Source organism: Agrobacterium sp. O3.4, assembly GCF_041414895.1.
In the GTDB taxonomy this organism is placed as follows: Bacteria; Pseudomonadota; Alphaproteobacteria; order Rhizobiales; family Rhizobiaceae; genus Agrobacterium; species Agrobacterium cucumeris.
Window position 1 is genome coordinate 13,500 of record NZ_JALPZP010000002.1, and the last position, 20,157, is coordinate 33,656.

Sequence of the window (20,157 nt, forward strand, 5' to 3'; positions counted from 1 at the left end):
ATTAAACGCCTGCGAATGTCCACCCTTCACTTTTCCCCACTGCGTCTGGTCGAAGGTCAAACATCTCTATATCCGCTGCGGAAAGTTTGCCGCGGCTAACTCCAAGGGCTTTGAATCGCCGACGGTCGGATAGTCGGCAATCGCTCCCGCCGACCAATATTAAAGAAGTTAGCCGCGGCTAACCGTCAAACTGTCACAAAAACCAAATGTGATTCTTCCACAATGCTTTAGCGGCACTTTCGCAACCGGGAAAAAAGCCTATTGCGCCGAAAAGAGAATCGGCGCTTATATCTCAGTTGCGGAAAAAACCGCCTTTTTCGAAAAAAACCGCCACTGCGATATCGAGCGAAAGAAGACAAATGACACAGAGTGCCGACTCAAGACGTGCTGCAGGGGCCCCCGACCTGACGGGCCTTATACAACAGCATTCGGCTGCACTGTCAGCCCAATTGCAGGCGCATAATGCAAATACATTTTCACCCCACACCGAAAAGAGCATGCGACATTTCTCGCCTGCCGAAACCGCGCGGCTGATTGGAATTGGCGAGGCTTATCTTCGCCAGATCGCAGCTGAGCGTCCGGAACTTGACGCGGCACAGGCCTCAGGCCGCCGCTCCTATTCCGTTGAAGACATGCATGAGATCAGAAAGCTTCTCGATCAGGGCGCACGTGGCACACGCCGCTACCTGCCTCACCGTCGTGACGGCGAAGAACTCCAGGTTATCGCCGTCATGAATTTCAAGGGCGGCTCCGGAAAGACCACGACGTCGGCGCATCTGGCGCAATATCTGGCGCTGCGCGGTTATCGGGTTCTCGCAATCGACCTTGATCCTCAGGCCAGTTTGTCCGCTCTCTTCGGTCATCAGCCGGAGATCGATGTCGGCCCGAATGAAACACTCTATGGCGCGATCCGCTATGACGAGGAACGCCGTCCGATCGCCGAGATCGTTCGTGGCACCTATATTCCCGGCCTTCACATCGTTCCGGGCAATCTGGAGCTCATGGAGTTCGAGCACGACACGCCTCGCGCACTGATGCGTCGCGCTCCGGGTGACACGTTGTTTTTTGCCCGCATCGGTCAGGCAATCGCCCAGGCCCAGAATTTCTATGATGTCGTCGTGATCGATTGCCCGCCGCAACTCGGTTACCTGACGCTTTCGGCATTGACGGCAGCTACCTCGGTTCTCGTCACCGTTCATCCGCAGATGCTGGACGTCATGTCCATGAACCAGTTTCTCGCCATGACCGGCGATCTGCTCGCCGAAATCGGCCGGGCAGGTGCGCGATCCGATTATAACTGGATGCGTTATCTCATCACCCGGTTTGAACCCAGTGACGGCCCGCAAAATCAGATGGTTGCTTTCCTGCGTTCGATCTTCGGTGAAAACGTCCTCAATCATCCGATGCTGAAGAGCACGGCTGTCTCTGACGCCGGGTTGACCAACCAGACGCTTTTCGAGGTCGAGAGAACCCAGTTCACCCGCTCGACCTATGATCGCGCGCTGGAAGCCATGAACAATGTAAACGCTGAAGTCGAAGGACTGATCAAAAAAGCGTGGGGTAGGGCAGCATGAGCAGAAAGCAGATTTTCGCAAATCTAGGTACACCAGCTACCGACAACAACGACGCAGCTACTGAGCGGGCGCGGCCACGCATCAGGCCCATCCTTGGTTCTCCCGATCTGGTGACTGATGTTGCCAACTCACCGGTTGGTATGATCGGCCAGTCCCTGAACGAAGTTTCTGAACGTGCAAAGCGAGCTGAAGAGATCGAAAAGCGGCTCGCCGAGGGTCTGACGATCGTTTCCCTCAATCCTGCCGATATTGATCCTTCGTTCATACCGGATCGTATGCCGGCTTCCGAAGAAGCGGATGCAGGTCTGGTGGAAGCCATTCGCGAGCAGGGACAGCAGGTTCCCATTCTGGTGCGCCCGCATCCCGAGTTTCCGGGCCGCTATCAGGTTGCCTTCGGTCATCGCCGTCTGCGTGCCGTCTCGAGCCTTGGTATCCCGGTCAAGGCCGTCGTTCGCGATCTTAGTGATGAACAGCTGGTCGTGGCACAGGGACAGGAAAACAACGAGCGTCGCGATCTCACCTATATCGAAAAGGCGCGCTTTGCCCAGAAACTGCAGATGCGGTTTCCCCGTGATACGATCATGGCGGCAATGTCGCTGCATAAAGGCGATCTTTCCAACATGTTGTCAGTCGTCGGCCGCATTCCGGAGGATCTGGTCGATCTTATCGGTCCCGCGCCCAGCGTCGGTCGCCGTAACTGGATGGATCTTGCCGATCAGCTTTCCTCGTCGCAGGTCAAGGAAGCTGCCCGCGCTTATGTCAAGGAGCCTTCCGTTGCGGCGCTTGTCTCCGAAGACAGATTCAAATCACTTCTGGATTTCCTGAAGCCCAAAGCCCAGGCGAAAAAAGCCGGTGTCTGGTCGTCGGAAACCGGTGGTCGATTGGCAAAGGTGGTTGAGAGCGACCGCAAGCTGGATATCTCGATCGATAAGAACGAAGCCCCGGAATTTGCCGAGTTCGTTCTGGAACATCTTCAGGCGCTGTTTGCCGAATACCGATCCAAGCAGTGATTTTTAACTCGAACGACTAACAGGAGACGCATTACAAAAGAAAAAAGCCCCCGAACGTTGCCGCACGGAAGCCTTTCTTTGATCTAAGCAACCAAAGAATCTCATTTCCGCGAATCATAGTCAAGAGTCTTGGCATCGAATTTTTCGGTGAGCGATTTTCTTTTGCCTTGTGAAAGGTGAAAGACATGGACAGCACACATGTAACGACGCCCTTTGGGCGGCGAGCGATGTCGTTTGGCGTTCTCGCAACTCAGTTTGCCGCACAGAAAAACATTAAAACCGAAGCGGTCGATAAATGGAAACTCTATCGTTCGGTCTGTGAAGCAAGACCATTGCTCGGCGTGACCGATCGCTCGCTTGCGGTTTTGAACGCGCTTTTGAGTTTCTATCCGAAGAACGAACTCTCAAGCGAAGCCGGTCTGGTCGTCTTCCCGTCCAATACGCAATTGTCGCTGAGAGCCCATGGTATGGCCGAACAGACGTTGCGCCGGCATCTCTCGGCTCTCGTCGAAGCCGGTCTCATTATCCGTAAAGATAGTCCAAACGGAAAACGCTACGCCCGCAAGCACAGGGGAGGGGAGATCAGCGAAGCCTATGGTTTCTCGCTGGCGCCGCTTCTTGCCCGCAAGGCGGAAATTGAAGACCTGGCTGAACGCATCATTCGCGAGCGGCTCGATCTTCAACGGCTTCGCGAAAGCATCAGCCTTTGCCGCCGTGATATCCAGAAACTCTGCGAAATGATTGCCGCCAGCGGCCAGACTGAACCAGTCGAAGGATTTCAGACCCGCTACAATGCCGTTGCCCGCTCGCTTGGCCGCAATTCAAAACCCGCTGAACTCAAGGAAATCGCCGGTTTTCTGGCCTCGATACGCGCAGAAGTGACCAACTATCTGGAAAATATTGAAAAATCCGAAGATTTGAGCGGCAATGACTGCCAAAATGAGCGCCTCATAAAGAATTCAGAATCCGAATCCATATCTAAACCGCAAGATTTGCGTGAACCGGCGACGGTTCCACTGGTCGCAAACACCGCAGCTCAGCCAGCATATGCGGCACCTGCCAGTGCAAACACTTCACCACCACCGCTCAAGCCTGTTGTTCATAAGCAATTTTTTGTTCCTGATATTGTTTTGGTTTTGAAGGCTTGCCCGGATATCTCGCTCTATGCCCCAGGCGGAGCTGTGACAGGCTGGCGCGATCTGGAGGTGGCAACCTCCGTCATCAGAACCATGTTCAACATCAGCCAGTCGGCTTATCAGGATGCGCTTACCGCCTTCGGTCGACAGGGGACGGCGGCTATCCTTGCCTGCCTGCTGCAGAAGGCGGAGCAGATCAGTTCGCTGGGTGGATATCTCCGCAATCTGACCCGGAAGGCACAGGAGGGTGGTTTTGATCTTCAAGCCATGCTGCTGGCGCAGCTGCGCGGTCGCACAGACAAGCTGGAGGCAACCATGCGAGCGTAAAACCTGAACCGCCGGGGAAATGGCGAAAGCTTGCGAAAAAGCCTGTCCACAGGTAGATTTGCACTGTTTTCAGAACCCCAGAGAGATTCGCGGCAAGGCTGCTGTTAAACACACCAGCATTCAGCCAACGAGAACCCCTATGGTTAATGCAAGGTAATGAAAGTTAAATACCACTTAGCTTTCGTTTGCGTTTTTCAACGATTGGTTTCAATCGCTTGAGTCCGAGGTGTTTTGGTCGCCTAGCGGTACCGATTGGGTCATATACGTGTTATTTTAGGTCTCATTCCCCCGCAAAAAGCAGAAGGGGAAGCCCTTTAACTGGCGTCCAAAACTGTTGCTCACGATGTTTTGGTAGCGGCCAGAGGCAATCATTTTGCAGACGATTGCTGGCCGGAAATGCAGGCACAAATCGGCAGGATTGAACCTTCGACGTCATTACGCGTTTCCGCCTGATTGTTGAAAAGGAACGCCGCGCCCATGATTTTCCCAGACGATATGGAGCTGGCCGTTGCTCTTTATATGGCGGACAATGCCTTGCCCCGGCACGTGGCGATTGAGACGCTCTTGAAAGCGGAGCTCGAAAGCGCTGGCTATCTGACTGGAGGCACGGGCCGGCCGCCTGAAATTGTCGATGGGCAACCAAGCGCTGATTATGTGCAATATCGCAGCTATCTCGACGGAGAGGCCTGACAGCGTCGGAACAAAAACGGGTGCAGGCTGTTTATGGCGCAAATAATTACGCCAGGGATAGACCGATGTTGCCCAAGTCAATTTTTCTCGCCGCATCCTTCATCTGCGTGACGGCGTTGCCGGTAGTTGCTCAGCCCATCGAGGTCAGCACGCTGGAGCATGATAATGCCCGGAACGTCACATTCTCTAAGGCATCTGCCGCACCCGATTATATTACGGACGTCCTGGGCAGGAAGATAAGAATGGTAGGGCCGCGCTTTTATCCAGACAGTGCGCGCGCGCTCGAGTTTCCCGGACGAACTTCGAGCCTAGATACATTTGGCGTGGACGCTGATCTCTCACAACGATGAGAGGGGCAGCGACTTTATAGTTCACGAACAGGCGCAGAAGCAGAATGGGAACTGAAACAAAGATCTCCGGGTGCACGCCGGCTGCGGAAAGCTGGATCAGGCGGGAAGGACAGGACGCTGAAAAGGCGACTTTCCCCGAGTTGTTTTTTGATCTGGTTTTTGTCTTCGCGCTCATCCAGCTCTCGCATGCATTGGCAAAGGATTTCGGGCCAACGGCTGCGCTTGAGGCAGGCATTCTGATATTGTCGTTATGGTGGCTGTGGATACACACCACCTGGATCACCAATCTGCTGAATACGGAAAAGGAGCCGGTCCGGATTCTCCTCTTTGTCCTGATGTTCGGTGGGGTTCTGCTGGCCATCGCTCTGCCGGAAGCTTTTGCGGAACAGGGGTTCGTTTTCGCCCTCATCTACAGCACCATGCAGGTGGGGCGGAGCCTTTTTGCGCTCTATGCTTTCAAGGGAGAAGACCGGCAGTCGTTTCTGGTTTTCGTGCGCGTGACGATCTGGCTCGTCATATCAAGCCTGTTCTGGCTGGCCGGCGGGCTGGTCGATCTAACGGACCGTATTCTCCTATGGGGTGTGGCATTGGCGATCGAATATGCGGGGCCGGCCTGCCGTTATGTGGTGCCGGGTGTGGCATCCAGCGACGAGGACCGGCTGCATCTTTCCGGCGAACACCTGGCAGAGCGCTGTGCTCTGTTCGTGATCATCTGCCTTGGCGAAACCATTCTCACCACCGGCCGCACGGCCACCGAATATATGAATTCGACCCTAACATTCATTGTTTTCTGCTCGGCCTTCGTCAGCACCGTAGTGATGTGGTGGATTTATTTCCATCACGGGCAGGAGGAAGCGTCCAGAAAGGCTGAGAACGCCAAAGAGAAAGCGAAGATCGCCCATAATCTTTTCAACTATGGCCACCTGCCTATCGTGGCAGGCATTATCCTGACGGCTGTGGGAGAGGATTTCAGCCTTTCCCATGCCTGGGAGAGCGCAACGTTGAGGGAGGCGATCGCTATTCTTGGCGGCCCGGTTTTGTTTCTGGCCGGCAATATCGGTGTCAAGATTGCCGCCACTTACCAGCGGCCCGTCTCGCATTTTGCCGGTTTGGTGGCGCTCTGCCTGCTTTTGCCGGTGCCGGGCATACCGCTTTATATTCTGCAACTGGCGAGCACGGGCGTCCTGCTGCTCGTTGCCGTGTGGGAGTATCTGGCACTGAAAAAATCAGTCGCCAACGCCTGAGCTTTCAGGCCCCGAGCTTTCAGACATTGACGAAATTACGCGCCCGGTCGTGCCACAGCCGCAGGCTGCGGGCATAGGCCTCTTCAAATGGCATGGTCATGTCGTTGACCAGCATCAGCGCGATTGCAGCCGTGGAGATGATGGTGGTTTCCGCCCTTTCGTCTCTGGCTGCCCCCGTCCAGACTGCCCGCCAATATTCGAAGCTGGTGAACATGGTCGGCATTTCGGCCGGTGGCGTTTCGCGGGCTGGAATGACGAATTCTACATCCTTGCCTTTGGAAAGGCCAAAAATCCGGGTGCTGCGAAACGGCGTGAATTGCGCAAAATCCCGCGTATTGCCGAGGATGGCGAGGTTTTCCACCGAAAGTAGCCGTGCAGTGTCGCGGTGAAGCTCCTGATAGGAGGGGCGGGCGACACCGATGATGGCGCTTCTGGCGCGCAGCGGATTGAGAAGATGCACGACCGTATTGAGCGGCAGGCGCATTTCCAGAATGCCGTGCAGGCCAAGCAGGCTCTGGAACTGCAGAGACAGGCCGCCAATCGGCAAATAGGCGATCCGTTCCGAGGCTGTGGCCTCGGCCGCCTGCGAAAGGGAATGGCAGAGGGGAATTCCACAGGCTTCAGCTGCAAGTTCGAGCTTGCCGCCATTTTCCCCCTGACCCACATGGCCGTGCAACAAAACGCTGTATCCCGCCATGGAAACGAGGCGGGCGGAATGCAGGAACCAGGGTGCGTCACGATGTTTGGGCGACATATAGGCCGGCCAGTCGAGATCAACGGCGGCAGGCCGCTGCCGGTCTCTTTCTATATGCTGCCACATGGCTTCAATGAAACCGGCAAGCTCCGCTGCGGTCCCACCGCGATAATGCATGGTTGCAAGCAGCGCCCCGATTTGGATCGGATCGGCATTGCCGTCGAGAATGATCGACAGCGCATCCATCGCCTCCTCCTGGCTGAGCGGGCGGCTATTGCCGATGCCCATTGCCGAGGTCGCGATATATTTGGCAAGCCGCTGCTGCGGATCGGCATTGTGGCCGATACGGGCGAGACGATCAGCGATGTTTTCCGGTGTCGGCTGGCCTTCCAGCGCAACGCTCGGGCGAAGTGAAAGCGGTGGCGCCTTCATCAGCACCGGCCGTTCCCAGCCACTTTTATTGGCAGCGGCGGGTAGTTCCGGTTTCTCCCGTGAGTAATCGATCAGGTTATCCGCTTCCGCTGCCAGCGAGCGGATCCGCAACCGCATGTTCTCGGCAAAGGGGGTCGGACGCAGGCCCTGGCCGGTGCGTAAAAACAGCTGGTCCCCGTATTTCTCCCGCAGCTGCTGCAATATGCGGCTCATCGAGGAAACAGGCATTCCCATACCGGCCGCGGCTCGGCTGACACTGCCTTCCCGCAGCAACGCGTCGAAAGCGACAAGTAATTTCAGCTGTCCAAGCCTGTCTGGCTTTGTCGGGGAAGCTGATTGTTCTTTTCTCTTGCCGGTTGTCATCTTGCGATTTTTTTACTCCGCCGCTGAGTGGAGGAGCCCTTTTTGCAATTTCTGGAATTTAGAATGTTTCGAAAACAAACGCATTGCGCCCGCACTCCCTCCTAAATAAGTGGGGTTAAATTCTCAAGTTAAATGCGGGGGCGTAACATGGAATTGAAGTACCGCGGCCGGAACAACGCTGCGACAATAATAAAGGCCGGTCTTTCGGCAGCAATGGCCGGAACGGCGCTGGGCTTTGCTCTGCCCGTTTATGCGCAGCAGGCATCCGATGGAACGACGGTTCTCCAGCAGATCGTCGTCACTGCATCCGGCTTCGAGCAGAATGTGAAGGATGCGCCTGCCAGCATCACCGTTGTCACGCGCGAGGATCTGGAAAAGGGATCCTATCGCGATCTGACGGATGCTCTGCGTGAAGTGCAGGGTGTGTCTGTCACCGGCATCGCCAATGAAAAGGATATTTTCATTCGCGGATTGCCCGGCGCTTACACGCTGGTCCTCGTTGACGGCAAGCGGCAGAGCACCCGCGATGCCCGCACTAACGGTAATTCCGGTTTCGAACAGAGCTTCGTGCCGCCGGTTTCGGCGATTGAGCGCATCGAGGTCGTGCGTGGGCCGATGTCCTCGCTTTATGGTTCAGATGCGATGGGCGGCGTCATCAACATCATCACCCGTAAGGTTGGCGATGTCTGGTCCGGCTCCGTCACCACCGAGGGTACGGTTCAGCAGCATTCCAAATTCGGCAATAGCGGCCAGGTCTCCTGGTATGCCAATGGGCCGATCCTGAAAGACCAGCTGGGCCTGCAGGTCTGGGGCAGGGGCTTCACACGCGGCGAAGATAGCGTCCTCAACGGCACCACGGGCGCCAAGGAATATGACTTCAACGGCCGTCTGACGTTTACGCCGAATGAAGACCACGACATCTATCTCGACGGTGGCAAGACGCGGCTTCGCCGCAGCGCAGAGCCTGGCGACACGCTGGCGGCGACTGACGCCAACGGCACCTACAACACCAATACGCGCGACCATTGGTCCTTGTCGCATACCGGCCGCTGGGGGCCGACCACATCCGAATTCTCCTTCCAGCAGGAATGGGCGGAGCGCACCAATTTCACCCGAAATATCCGCACGGGACGTGTGACCGAAAATCCGCGCTCGCCGGAAGTGCGCAATACCGTTCTGGACGGCAAGTTCACCACGCCCTTCGAATTGTACGGAAACCACACGCTGGTGACGGGCGGCCAATATTTTGAGGCGCGTCTTACGGACCAGAACCCCGGACGCCGCACCAATCTCGACGAAACATTCTCGGCAACCCAATGGGCGCTTTTTGTCGAGGATGAGTGGCGCATTGTCGATAATTTCGCGCTGACCGGTGGTCTGCGTCTCGATAACCATGAAAAATACGGCAATCATTTCAGTCCGCGCCTTTATGGTGTCTGGAGTGCGACGGAGGAGCTGACCATCAAGGGCGGCATTTCCACCGGTTTCCGTGCGCCTGAAATCCGCCAGGTCGCGCCGGGCTATGCCTATACGACCGGCGGCGGTGGTTGCACCTATGGTCCGAGTGGCACTTGCGGCGTGATTATCGGCGATCCAAACCTGGAGGCGGAAAAGAGCACGAGCTACGAAGTGGCCGCACTCTGGGACAATGGCGATGTCGCTCTTGGCGCTACCTATTTCTACACCGATTTCAAGGACAAGATTTCCAACGCGCTGGTGCTCAATCCGGATGGAACGCCTGCCCGCTGGAGCGAGGACCGCAATTATCGCCTCTGGTATAACTACAATATCGACGATGCGGTGATTCAGGGTGTGGAGTTGACGGCAACCTGGTATGCGACGCCGGAACTGACGCTGCGCGGTAACTACACCTATACTCATTCCGAGCAGAAAACCGGTGATTATGAAGGTTTCCCGCTGGCGCGGACACCGGAGCATATGGCCAATCTGCGGGGTGACTGGGTGACACCGATCGATGGTCTAGAAGCCTGGGCCTCGATCAACTATCACGGATCGGAAATCAATGCCGGACCGCGTATCGGCACCAATGGTACGCCGGTGACGATCAATGGTAAGGCCGGGCGCAAATATGAGGCCTACACCACCCTCGATATCGGTGCGAAATATGCGGTTGCCGAAAATGTCGATCTTAACGCTGCGGTCTACAACGTCTTCGACAAGGATGTCGGCACTGATGATTTCAACACCGTCATGGAAGGCCGACGTTTCTGGATCAGCATGACGGCGAAGTTCTGATCACGCCTTGTTTGCAGGATTTGAAGGGGCGCCCACCGGGCGCCTCTTTTTTTGACCATCCACCTATTGACCTCAACTATAGTTGAGGAATTATACCGGCTGCTCTTCAACGAGTTTCCGCGTTTCCGAGCGGAAATCGTTCCGGAAACAGGAGCCAGAATGGAAAGTACCGTGTTCAAGCATAGCCTGACGGTGGGGGAGGTTGCCCATCGTAGCGGCGTTGCGGTTTCCACCATCCATTTTTACGAAGCAAAGGGCTTGATCGAGGGCTGGCGTACTGCCGGTAATCAGCGCCGTTATCATCGCGCCGTCCTTCGGCGTATAGCCATCATCCGAATCGCCCAGCGGGCCGGTATCCAGCTCAGCATCATCAGGGATGCGATGGCGGATTTGCCACAGGATCGGGTAGCGACGGCGGCGGACTGGCGACGGTTCTCACAGTCCTGGCGGGAGATGCTTCAGCTTCGCATCAACAATCTGGTGATGCTGCGCGACCAGCTTACCGGCTGCATCGGTTGCGGTTGCCTTTCTTTGGACGATTGTCCGCTACGCAATCCGAACGATGTCCTGGCCGATGACGGCGCAGGTCCGCGCCGTCTCGTACCCGGTGAATGAGGGATATTTCCTCGTGGTTGCCCTCACTCGGCTTCGGCTGAAACCCATACACTGACGCTGCCGCCATTGGTGGGGAAGACGCCGCTGCCGCTATCGTCGAGGGTGATTTTTTCGTCTCGATGCTCCAGAAAGTCCCGCCAGACCGTGCCTGCATGGTCCGGTCCGAGATCAATCTGCTTTTCCGCCGGTTCGCCGTTCGACATCACCACAACGCAGCCCGGGGCATCGGCAGTGCCGTGGCGAATAAAGGCTATGCAGCTTGGATCATCGAGAATGTCCGTCTGCGAACCGTTGGCGAAACGGCTGCGCGCTTCAATGAGCTTCGGCAGGCATTCGATCGCTGGAATGTCGATTTTGTGCTCGTTGCCGTCATTGCCGGTGTCGGTGTAACTCGTGCCGAACAAATCCGGATAAAAGACGCAGGGAACGCCCTCTTCACGCAGCAGAATGATCGCATAGGCCAGCGGTTTGAACCAGGGTTCCACCGGCGCTTCCAGTGATTGCAGCGGCTGCGTGTCATGATTGTCGACCAGCGTGACGGCATGGTCGGGAACGGCCGCTACCAGCGAGCCGTCGAAGATACTGCGCATGTCGAAATCGCCACCCTGTTTTGCTGCGTCGTGGAAGCGATGGTGAAGGGCAACGTCAAAAAGCATCAACTGCTTGTCGACCAGTTCAAGATAGCTTTTCAGCGCGTCGATATCGGGATGCCAATATTCCGCCACGACAAAAAGATCGGGATCGACAGTCTCACGCATATGGCCGACCCAGTCGCGGAAGAACCATGCTGGAATATGTTTGGCGGCATCCAGACGGAAGCCATCGACCTGCACCTGCTCGGAGAGCCATCGGCCCCAATATTTGAGCTCCTCGTAAACCGCCCGATTTCTGAACTCGACGTCAGCGCCCATCAGATAGTCGAAATTGCCGTTTTCCTGATCGACCTCTTCGTTCCACTCGCCATCGCCATATTCGTTGACGAGACGAAAAATGCCGTCTTCAGTCGGCTCCTCGATGTGGTCCACGCCGCTGAAGCATTTCAAATCCCAAATGAACTTGGAATGTGCGCCTTTTCGCCCGGGAAAAGTGAATTTGGTATAGGCGAGCGCCTGAAAATCCTCGTCGTCGATATCAGTGCGGTCTTCGGGATTGACGCGGCGAACCCGAACTTTCTCTTTCTCATCCGCCCCCATCTTGTGGTTGAGAACCACATCATGGATGACACGGATACCGTTTTCCTTCAGCGTCCGGCCGGCGTGTTCAAGGGCGGCGCGATCACCGTATTTGGTTGCGACGGTGCCCTTCTGGTCGAATTCACCGAGGTCAAAGAGATCGTAGGTATCGTACCCGACCGAATAACCACCGGCAGCGCCTTTATAGGCCGGTGGCAGCCAGATATCGGTGATGCCCATTTTGGCAAGGCTTTCGGCCTTTTCGGCCACCTCGCTCCATAATTTCCCTCCGTCCGGATAATACCAATGGAAGAATTGAAGCAAGGTGCGTCCGGCCATATTTCCCTCACGATGGTTAGCAGGTCGCGCCATAAACGGCCCGGCGGCGAAAGGGTTCCGCCGCCGGAGATGCGCGATCTGCAATTGTGAGGCCGGCAGATCCGACGTATATTAGCCGGCTATGTCGAGGAGGGCTGCGCCCGCCTGCAGATAGTCGCCTTCCTTGACGATCAGGCGCACTTTTCCGGCCTTGGTGGCGACAATTTGTGTCTCCATCTTCATGGCTTCCATGACGGCCAGCAGATCGCCTTCGGAAACCACATCACCGTCTTTCACCTTGAAAGATTGCAGGGTGCCGGAAACGGGGGCAATGATTTCGCCTTCCTTTTCCTTGATCGCAGCACCGGGAGCAGCCGTATTCCCGCCGCTGACGGCACCAAGCCCTGATAGCAGCAGGCTCGGCAGTCCGACGGAGACGCGCTTGCCGTCGATTTCCAGAAAGGTGCGGGTTATCGACGGGTCATCGGCCGGTGCCGGGCGCTCCATGGCGTCGGGCATGGCGGCGAAATCGGTCTCGATCCAGCGGGTATGAACCTTGAAACCATCCGTGCCGATGAAATCATCCGTCTCGATTGCGGCGCGATGGAATGGCAGAACGGTGGCGATACCCTCGATGCGGAATTCCTTGAGCGCGCGGCGGGCACGACGCAGAACCTGATCGCGATCCACACCGGTGACGATGAGCTTCGCCATCAGCGAATCGAACACACCAGGCACGCTGGAGCCACTGACAACGCCGCTATCCATGCGAATGCCGGGGCCGGAGGGCGCATCGAAAACCGAGATCGAGCCGGGCGTCGGCAGAAAGCCGCGGCCGGGATCTTCGGCATTGATGCGGAATTCCATGGAGTGGCCGCGCGGTTCCGGTGTTTCAAGCACACGAAGCTTGTGGCCTTCAGCAATACGGAACTGCTCAATGACGAGATCAATGCCGGTGGTTTCTTCGGTAACGGGATGTTCCACCTGCAGGCGCGTATTGACCTCGAGGAAGGAAATCGTGCCATCAACGCCGAGCAGGAATTCGACGGTGCCGGCGCCGGAATAACCGGCTGCGGCACAGATTGCCTTGGCGGCGTCATGGATTTTCCGGCGTTGCTCGTCGGAGAGGAAGGGGGCAGGAGCCTCCTCGATCAGTTTCTGGTTCCGGCGCTGCAGCGAGCAGTCGCGGGTGCCGAGCACCAGTACATTGCCGTGCTTGTCAGCGATAACCTGTGCCTCAATGTGGCGTGGGCGGTCGAGAAAGCGTTCCAGAAAACACTCGCCACGGCCAAAAGCGGCTGTCGCCTCGCGCACGGCGGATTCATAGAGATCGGCAATCTCCTCCATCTTCCACGCCACTTTAAGGCCGCGCCCGCCGCCGCCATGCGCCGCCTTGATCGCGACGGGCAGGCCGTACTCTTCGGCAAAGGCAGTGACTTCGGCTGCGGAAGAAACCGGGCCGTCGCTGCCGGCAACCAGCGGCGCGCCGACGCCGGTGGCGATGCGCCGCGCCTCGACCTTGTCTCCCAATGCTTCGATGACGTGAGGATCGGGACCGATCCAGATCAGTCCGGCATCGAGAACAGCTTGCGCAAATTCGGCGCGTTCGGACAGGAAGCCGTAACCGGGATGCACGGCATCGGCGCCGGCGCGTTTGGCAATTGCGATCAGCTTGGTGATATCGAGATAGGTCTCGGCAGGGCGCACGCCCTCCAGCGCATATGCCTCATCCGCCAGCCGGACGAAAAGCGCATCCTGGTCTGGATCGGCATAAACGGCGACCGATTGCAGGCCGTAATCGCGACATGCGCGGATGATGCGCACGGCGATCTCGCCGCGATTGGCAATCAGCACTTTTTTCATCGCTCTTCTCCTCGAAATTATGTGTTTTTGGTCGCGATTTCGGCGAAGGGGCCGATCGGGCGGAACTTGATTTTGGCGTTGACGGGGATTTGCCCGGCAAGATCGAGATGATATTCCGCTACCGCGCCGATGACGGGATAACCGCCGGTCAAGGGGTGATCGGCAAGGAATAGAACCGGCTGGCCGCTATGGGGAATCTGGATCGCCCCGGTCGCTGTGCCTTCGCTCGGCAATTCGGCGCTGTCCTTACGTTCCACTGCCACGTCGCCGGCAAGGCGGATGCCCACCCGGTTTGATTGCGGCGTGACCTGCCAGAGCTGGCCGGTCAGGGTCTCGATACCTTTCTGTGTGAACCAGTCGGTGCGGGGGCCGAGAACGACATCCAGTGTCACGACCTCGCCGGTTGCCGGAGGATCAAAGGCCGAAACCTCATCGATCGACACACTGGAAAGACCAGACTTCTCGCCCTTGAGCGGCAGGATTGCACCTGTACCCACGGGTTCCGGGCCGACAACAGCCAGTGTATCCGTTGCGAAACTGCCGAGCACCGGCTCGACATCAAAACCGCCGCGCACGGCAAGATAACAGCGCATTCCCTTCGGCGGCTGGCCGAAGGCAACAATATCGCCGGGCTCGAGGGAGACCAGACCAGGGGTCTTGGCCGCGAAACTGCGATCCGCGGTAGTGATGGTAACGGGGCAGGGCGCACCGGTTATACCGATGACGATGCGGCTTGCGCTTTTGAAGGAGAAACCGCCAAGCGTCAGTTCAAGACAGGGCGTGTTGACCGGATTGCCGACGATGCGGTTTGCGGCATTAAACGCGCCGCGATCCAGAGCGCCGGAGGCGGAAACACCCTGCCCGGTCTGGCCGAAACGGCCAAGATCCTGGAAGATGGCGGGCATCGGCGCGGTTAGCACCTCGAAATGCGGACCGTCTTTTGTCGGCGCATTCTCGGAGCCGCGCGCGGCCGGGGCGGGGATATCAACTTTTCTGCCGGCCTTGTCCATGTCGAAGAAACGCACGCGATAACCCGGCTGGAAAAGAGCACCGGGGTCGCGGTCAATGTCCCACATCTTGACCGGCGTGGTACCGATGATCTGCCAGCCGCCGGGACTGTTTTGTGGGTAGACGCCGCTGAAAGCGCCGGCCAGCGCCACCGAGCCGGCGGGAATACGGGTGCGCGGGCTTTGCCGGCGTGGCACATGCAGGGCCGGATCGCCGCCGACCAGATAACCGAAACCGGGCGCAAACCCGCAGAAGGCCACGGTGAATTCGCTTTCGGTATGGCGGCGGATCACCTCTTCGATGCTCATGCCGGTCAGTTCGGCAACGTCTGCGAGATCCTCGCCATTATAATGGACGGGGATTTCCACGAGATTGTCCGAAGGCGCGATTTTTGCCGAGAGATCGCGACTTGCCAGCCGCGCGGCCAGCGCTTCGGCATCGATTTTCTCAGGGCGGAAACGGATCATCAGGGTACGGGCAGCCGGCACCGTCTCTTCAATGCCTTCGACCGGATCGTTCTGAAGCGAGGCGAACAGCGCCAGCGTTTCATCGAGATCGGCGAGTTCGACAAGGATTGTGGTGAGGCTGACGGGGAGAAAACGCATCATATCCTCACGCGTGATAGGCAGTGTCGGGAATATCGGTGATGAACATGTGGCCCGGCGCATGGGTAATGGCAAATGGAACACCCGATGCCATCACGGCGGCCTGTGGGGTCACGCCGCAGGCCCAGAATACCGGAACTTCGCCCGGCTCAATCCGAACAGCATCACCGAAATCAGGTTTTGCGAGGTCGGTGATGCCAATTTCTTCCGGCGCGCCGACATGCACGGGTGCGCCATGCACCGCCGGAAAACGTCCGGAAATGGTGGCCGCATCGGCGACGCGTGATGCCGGGATCGGCCGCATGGAAACAACCATGTTGCCCTTCAGCCGGCCGGCCGGGCGGCAAGGTCGGTTGGTGAGGTACATCGGCACATTGCTCTTGTCGGTCATGTGGCGGATTTCGATACCCGCTTCCACCATCGGCGTTTCGAAGGTGAAGCTGCAGCCTATCAGGAAGGCAACGAGATCATCGCGCTCCGCCCAGGCGGCGGTGGCATCGGCGGTTTCCTCGGCAAGCTTGCCGTCCCGCCAGATGCGGTAAAGCGGCAAGTCGGTTCTCAGATCAGCGCCGGGCGCGAGAAGCGTGGTGGGCGAGCCGGGATCAGAGACATCGAGCACCGGGCAAGGTTTTGGATTGCGCTGCGCATAGAGCAGGAAATCGAAGGCCCAGTCGCGCGGCAGCACGATCATGTTCGCCTGCGTGAAGCCGGGCGCAATGCCGGAAGTGGGGGCGACGAGGCCGTCGCGGTAGGTGGCGCGAGCCTTTCGGGCGACTTCGGCGTCGGTATGGTTGAGATAGGATGTTGGTATCGTCATTGACTACCCCTTTCAGCGATTGGATGCGAAGGAGCGGATGTCGATGCCATCAGCCTCGAAACGACGGCGAATTTCCTGGGCGATGGCGACAGCGCCCGGGCTGTCGCCATGCACGCAGATGGATTGCGCTTCGATTTTTATGATGCTGCCATCGATCGCCTCCAGCGTACCCTCGCGGGCAAGCTGAACCATACGGTCGGCGATTTTTGCTGCGTCATGCAATACCGCACCGGCTTCCCGGCGCGACACCAGCTGGCCTTCAGGCGTATAGGCGCGGTCGGCAAAGGCTTCGGCGACGACAGAAAGGCCCGCCTTGCGGGCAAGATCGAGGATGGGGGCATTGGCAAGGCCCATCAGGACCAGCGACGGATCGATGGCCTTGATGCCATCAATGACGGCCTGTCCCTGTTTCGCGTCATTGGCGATGCGGTTGTAAAGTGCGCCATGCGGCTTGACGTAACGCACCGTGGTGCCGGCAGCGGCGGCAACGCCTTTCAGCGCGCCGATCTGGTAGATGACGTCGGCAATCAGTTCTTCCGAGGTTGCGTCCAGATCGCGGCGGCCGAAGCCGACGCGGTCCGGATAGGAGACATGGGCGCCGACGACCACGCCTTTTTCGGCAGCGGCCTTGACCGTGCGGTAGATGCCGGCCGGGTCACCTGCGTGAAATCCGCAGGCGATATTGGCGCTGGAAACGATGGCAAGCATCGCCTCGTCATCACCCATGCGCCACGCGCCGTAACTTTCGCCAAGATCGCTGTTGAGATCGATAGCGGCCATGTTTGCCTCCCTTTATTGTCAGTAGCCGAGCAGGCCGAAGATCGCGCCGACCGATTTATAGGCCATATACCAGGTGAGTGCGCAGGTCAGCACACCAAGTATCAGCAGCCAGCGCGGGTAATGATAACCGTGCATCAGGTCGGCGCGTTTCCATGCTGCATACATGAAGATCGAAAGGCCGATCGGTAGAACGAGACCGTTCAGGCCGCCGACGAAGACGAGCATGGCCGCGGGCGGTGTGGTGATGATGATATAAGCGATCAGCGAGATGGCGATGAAGCCGACGGTCGCGAAATTGCGCTGGCGTTCCGTCATTTCCGGCTTGAAAGCCGTCAGGAAGGAAACGGAAGTATAGGCCGCGCCGATGATGCTGGTCATGGCAGAGGCGAGGAACACCGCACCGAACAGACGGTAGCCGATATTGCCGGCGGCGGCGTGGAACGCCTGGCCTGCCGGGTTTGCCGCCTTGCCGGAGAGATCGATGATCACGCCGCTTGCGACGACACCAAGAATGGCAAGGAACAGGATGTAGCGCAGCACGCCTGTTATCGCGATACCGCTGAGTGCGGCGCGATTGACCGCGCTGATATTTTCAACGCCGACCATGCCCTTGTCCAGCAGGCGGTGCGCGCCGGCATAGGTGATGTAGCCGCCGACGGTGCCGCCGACGATGGTGGTGATGGTGACGAAATCGATGGTGTCGGGCAGGAAGGTCTGGCGGAAAGCTTCCGCCACCGGTGGACCGGAAACATATGCCGCATAAAGGATCAGCGCGAGCTTGACGAAAGCGGCCACGAAAACGACGCGGTCCATGGCGATACCCGCCCGGCGCGACAGGAAGATGCCGATGGCTGCCAGCGCGCCGATTGCGCCGCCGATCTTCGGGTCGAGATCGATCATGGCGTTAAAGCCAAGGCCGGCCCCGCCGATATTGCCGACGTTGAAGAACAGGCCGCCGATGATGACGAGGATGGCGAGCAGATAACCCGAGCCTGGAATGGCGGCATTGGCGATGGCCGGCGCCCGCATGCGGGTGATGGTGACGATCCGCCAGATATTGGCCTGCACCACAAAGTCGATCAGGATGGAAATGAGAATGGCGAATGCGAATGCGGCGCCCAGTTTCACCGTGAAATTCGCCGTCTGAGTGATGAAGCCAGGCCCTACGGCTGACATCGACATCAAGAACATGGCTGAAAGCAAGGCATATCGCTGGGTTTTTGCCTTCTGTGCCGCCGCATTCGGGTCGGCGGGCGTGGGCATTTTCTGCTCCATGGATTTTCTCCGCTCCTGTCGCAATCCGCCCCTCGCGGATGCTTTATGCGGCCGATCTTGTCCTGTTCTGCGAAATTGTCAACTTTGTTGAACAATATAAAGTTATCGTTCTTTCATTTTGTCTATTTGTTGGACGCAATGACCGCGATTTAATCACGTTTTTTTCGTGCTTTGCTAATGCTTTGTGCTATGGGCAGAACATGCCGTGTCCGAACATGCCTGTCACGGAATTCCCGATGCCGCATTGCTCTTAGGAAAGGAGCGCCATGACGGAAACGATAGAGGCTCTGCCGCTTGCGGACCGATTGGCCAAGGGTATCCGTACCCTGCTGATTTCGGGCGAGCTGATGCCGGGGCAACGCCTTTCAGAGGCAGCCTTCAGTGAACGTTTCGATGTCTCCCGCAATTCGTTGCGAGAAGCCTTCCGGCTTCTGACAAAGGACGGGTTGTTGCGCCACGAGGCCAATCGCGGCGTGTTCGTTGCCGTTCCCACCATGGCTTCGGTGATCGATATCTACCGTGTGCGGCGCATGGTGGAATGCGGCGCGCTGCGCCAGGCCTGGCACAAGCACCCGGCCATCCGGACCATGCGCGCAGCGGTCGAAGATGCCAAGGTGAAGCGTGAAACGGCTGACTGGCTGGGCGTGGGTAGTGCCAACATGAAGTTTCACGCCGCGGTGGTTGATCTTCTCGACAGCGCCCGCCTCAGCGATTTTTACGAGCGTATCGCTGCTGAGCTCAGGCTTTGTTTCGGCCTGCTGAAAGATCCCGAGCAGCTTCATTCGCCCTTTGTGGACATGAACAGCAAGATTCTATCGCTGATGGAAGAGGGTAAAGCGGCCGAGGCCGGTAACGAGATGGAAATCTATCTTAATCTATCCGAGCGCACGGTTTTGAAGGCGCTTGAACGCGCCGTCGAACACGCATCCTGACAGGGCAGGCGGCAGGGGAGAGAAAGCGCCTTGTCCCTCCATTCATTTTTGCGTCGGCAGCCGATTGCCAAGTTTGCTGCACTGCGTCATCAATGCTGACATGACGCTTCGCGACCTCACCATTCTTGTCATAGACGAAAACGCGATCCGCGCCTCCATCATCGAGGAGGGGCTGCGCGAGGCCGGCTATCATCGCGTCACCGTCATCCACGAAGTGATCGGTGTAGCGCGCACCATCGAGACGCTGCAGCCCGATGTCATCTTCATCGATCTTGAAAATCCCAACCGCGACATGATGGAGCATTTGTTCCAGCTTACCCGCACAGTCGGCCGGCCGATCGCCATGTTCGTCGATCGTTCTGACACGGCGTCTATTGAGGCGGCCGTCGAGGCGGGCGTTTCCGCCTATGTGGTGGATGGGCTGAAGAAGGAACGGGTCAAACCCATTCTCGATATGGCGGTCAGCCGCTTTAATGCTTTCAGCCGCCTGCAGCGGGAACTTGCCGAGGCGAAATCGGCGCTGGAGGAACGCAAGGTCATCGAGCGCGCCAAGGGCATCCTGATGAAGATGCGTGGCCTTTCCGAAGAGGAGGCCTTTGCGCTTCTGCGGCAAACGGCAATGAACGAGAAAAAGAAAATTTCCGAGATCGCGCAAAGCGTGGTCACCGCGGCCGGTCTATTGATGTGACAAAGACC

At 57.8% G+C, this 20,157-nt stretch carries 16 protein-coding genes; 9 read left to right on the forward strand and 7 right to left on the reverse strand.

Annotated elements, in window-relative coordinates; all coding sequences use genetic code 11:
• Window positions 1-359 precede the first annotated feature (359 nt).
• The 5 genes from repA to M0412_RS12755 all read left to right on the forward strand — a co-directional run bounded on the left by repA (window position 360) and on the right by M0412_RS12755 (window position 6,331).
• Entirely contained in the window at window positions 360-1,574 is a 1,215-nt protein-coding gene (gene repA, locus M0412_RS12735; protein WP_142841745.1) for a plasmid partitioning protein RepA, read from the forward strand.
• Window positions 1,571-2,584, forward strand: a complete 1,014-nt coding sequence (gene repB / locus M0412_RS12740) for a plasmid partitioning protein RepB (RefSeq protein ID WP_142841744.1) — start codon at window positions 1,571-1,573, stop codon at window positions 2,582-2,584. Before repA ends, repB begins: the two co-directional genes overlap by 4 nt.
• A 185-nt stretch (window positions 2,585-2,769) precedes the next feature.
• On the forward strand, window positions 2,770-4,047 hold the full coding sequence (repC, locus tag M0412_RS12745) for a plasmid replication protein RepC (protein WP_269699516.1): 1,278 nt from the start codon (window positions 2,770-2,772) through the stop codon (window positions 4,045-4,047).
• Between the two features lie 477 nt (window positions 4,048-4,524).
• Complete coding sequence (locus M0412_RS12750; protein WP_142841742.1) at window positions 4,525-4,737, forward strand: hypothetical protein; 213 nt, start codon at window positions 4,525-4,527, stop codon at window positions 4,735-4,737.
• A 394-nt stretch (window positions 4,738-5,131) separates the two neighbouring features.
• A complete protein-coding gene (locus tag M0412_RS12755; RefSeq protein ID WP_269698877.1) occupies window positions 5,132-6,331 on the forward strand; it encodes a low temperature requirement protein A in 1,200 nt (399 codons plus the stop codon).
• 19 nt (window positions 6,332-6,350) lie between these two features.
• On the opposite strand, the gene M0412_RS12760 is transcribed toward M0412_RS12755, so the two are convergent.
• Window positions 6,351-7,820: a glycosyl transferase family protein gene (locus M0412_RS12760; RefSeq protein ID WP_269698878.1), complete on the reverse strand. Its 1,470-nt coding sequence runs from the start codon at window positions 7,818-7,820 to the stop codon at window positions 6,351-6,353.
• Between the two features lie 147 nt (window positions 7,821-7,967).
• Between M0412_RS12760 and M0412_RS12765 the strand changes: the two genes are divergently transcribed.
• Window positions 7,968-10,076 (forward strand): TonB-dependent siderophore receptor, encoded by a 2,109-nt coding sequence (locus M0412_RS12765; protein WP_269698879.1) that lies wholly within the window; start codon window positions 7,968-7,970, stop codon window positions 10,074-10,076.
• A gap of 159 nt (window positions 10,077-10,235) precedes the next feature.
• Entirely contained in the window at window positions 10,236-10,691 is a 456-nt protein-coding gene (gene soxR, locus M0412_RS12770) for a redox-sensitive transcriptional activator SoxR (protein ID WP_142841737.1), read from the forward strand.
• A gap of 23 nt (window positions 10,692-10,714) precedes the next feature.
• Here soxR and amyA read toward each other — a convergent pair whose 3' ends face one another.
• From amyA to M0412_RS12800, 6 genes are all read right to left on the reverse strand, one after another.
• Entirely contained in the window at window positions 10,715-12,202 is a 1,488-nt protein-coding gene (amyA, locus tag M0412_RS12775; protein ID WP_269698880.1) for an alpha-amylase, read from the reverse strand.
• A gap of 111 nt (window positions 12,203-12,313) precedes the next feature.
• Complete coding sequence (locus M0412_RS12780) at window positions 12,314-14,044, reverse strand: biotin carboxylase N-terminal domain-containing protein (RefSeq protein WP_142841735.1); 1,731 nt, start codon at window positions 14,042-14,044, stop codon at window positions 12,314-12,316.
• 17 nt (window positions 14,045-14,061) lie between these two features.
• Window positions 14,062-15,657 carry a 5-oxoprolinase/urea amidolyase family protein gene (locus M0412_RS12785; protein WP_269698881.1) on the reverse strand — a complete coding sequence of 532 codons (1,596 nt, stop codon included), beginning with the start codon at window positions 15,655-15,657 and terminating at the stop codon, window positions 14,062-14,064.
• 7 nt (window positions 15,658-15,664) lie between these two features.
• A complete protein-coding gene (locus M0412_RS12790; RefSeq protein WP_269698882.1) occupies window positions 15,665-16,474 on the reverse strand; it encodes a putative hydro-lyase in 810 nt (269 codons plus the stop codon).
• 12 nt (window positions 16,475-16,486) lie between these two features.
• A complete protein-coding gene (locus M0412_RS12795) occupies window positions 16,487-17,254 on the reverse strand; it encodes a LamB/YcsF family protein (protein ID WP_269698883.1) in 768 nt (255 codons plus the stop codon).
• An 18-nt stretch (window positions 17,255-17,272) separates the two neighbouring features.
• Window positions 17,273-18,529, reverse strand: coding sequence for an NRAMP family divalent metal transporter (locus M0412_RS12800; RefSeq protein ID WP_142841731.1), 1,257 nt, complete (start codon window positions 18,527-18,529; stop codon window positions 17,273-17,275).
• A 266-nt stretch (window positions 18,530-18,795) separates the two neighbouring features.
• Between M0412_RS12800 and M0412_RS12805 the strand changes: the two genes are divergently transcribed.
• The gene (locus tag M0412_RS12805) at window positions 18,796-19,461 is read left to right on the forward strand and encodes a GntR family transcriptional regulator (RefSeq protein ID WP_142841730.1); all 666 of its coding nucleotides are present in this window, start codon (window positions 18,796-18,798) and stop codon (window positions 19,459-19,461) included.
• Between the two features lie 100 nt (window positions 19,462-19,561).
• Window positions 19,562-20,149 (forward strand): ANTAR domain-containing response regulator, encoded by a 588-nt coding sequence (locus M0412_RS12810; protein ID WP_149899679.1) that lies wholly within the window; start codon window positions 19,562-19,564, stop codon window positions 20,147-20,149.
• Window positions 20,150-20,157: the final 8 nt, after the last annotated feature.

Coding starts and splice junctions, on each gene's coding strand:
- repA (WP_142841745.1), top strand. CDS start 360: ATGACACAGAGTGCCGACTCAAGACGTGCTGCAGGGGCCCCCGACCTG.
- repB (WP_142841744.1), top strand. CDS start 1,571: ATGAGCAGAAAGCAGATTTTCGCAAATCTAGGTACACCAGCTACCGAC.
- repC (WP_269699516.1), top strand. CDS start 2,770: ATGGACAGCACACATGTAACGACGCCCTTTGGGCGGCGAGCGATGTCG.
- M0412_RS12750 (WP_142841742.1), top strand. CDS start 4,525: ATGATTTTCCCAGACGATATGGAGCTGGCCGTTGCTCTTTATATGGCG.
- M0412_RS12755 (WP_269698877.1), top strand. CDS start 5,132: ATGGGAACTGAAACAAAGATCTCCGGGTGCACGCCGGCTGCGGAAAGC.
- M0412_RS12760 (WP_269698878.1), bottom strand. CDS start 7,820: ATGACAACCGGCAAGAGAAAAGAACAATCAGCTTCCCCGACAAAGCCA.
- M0412_RS12765 (WP_269698879.1), top strand. CDS start 7,968: ATGGAATTGAAGTACCGCGGCCGGAACAACGCTGCGACAATAATAAAG.
- soxR (WP_142841737.1), top strand. CDS start 10,236: ATGGAAAGTACCGTGTTCAAGCATAGCCTGACGGTGGGGGAGGTTGCC.
- amyA (WP_269698880.1), bottom strand. CDS start 12,202: ATGGCCGGACGCACCTTGCTTCAATTCTTCCATTGGTATTATCCGGAC.
- M0412_RS12780 (WP_142841735.1), bottom strand. CDS start 14,044: ATGAAAAAAGTGCTGATTGCCAATCGCGGCGAGATCGCCGTGCGCATC.
- M0412_RS12785 (WP_269698881.1), bottom strand. CDS start 15,657: ATGCGTTTTCTCCCCGTCAGCCTCACCACAATCCTTGTCGAACTCGCC.
- M0412_RS12790 (WP_269698882.1), bottom strand. CDS start 16,474: ATGACGATACCAACATCCTATCTCAACCATACCGACGCCGAAGTCGCC.
- M0412_RS12795 (WP_269698883.1), bottom strand. CDS start 17,254: ATGGCCGCTATCGATCTCAACAGCGATCTTGGCGAAAGTTACGGCGCG.
- M0412_RS12800 (WP_142841731.1), bottom strand. CDS start 18,529: ATGGAGCAGAAAATGCCCACGCCCGCCGACCCGAATGCGGCGGCACAG.
- M0412_RS12805 (WP_142841730.1), top strand. CDS start 18,796: ATGACGGAAACGATAGAGGCTCTGCCGCTTGCGGACCGATTGGCCAAG.
- M0412_RS12810 (WP_149899679.1), top strand. CDS start 19,562: ATGACGCTTCGCGACCTCACCATTCTTGTCATAGACGAAAACGCGATC.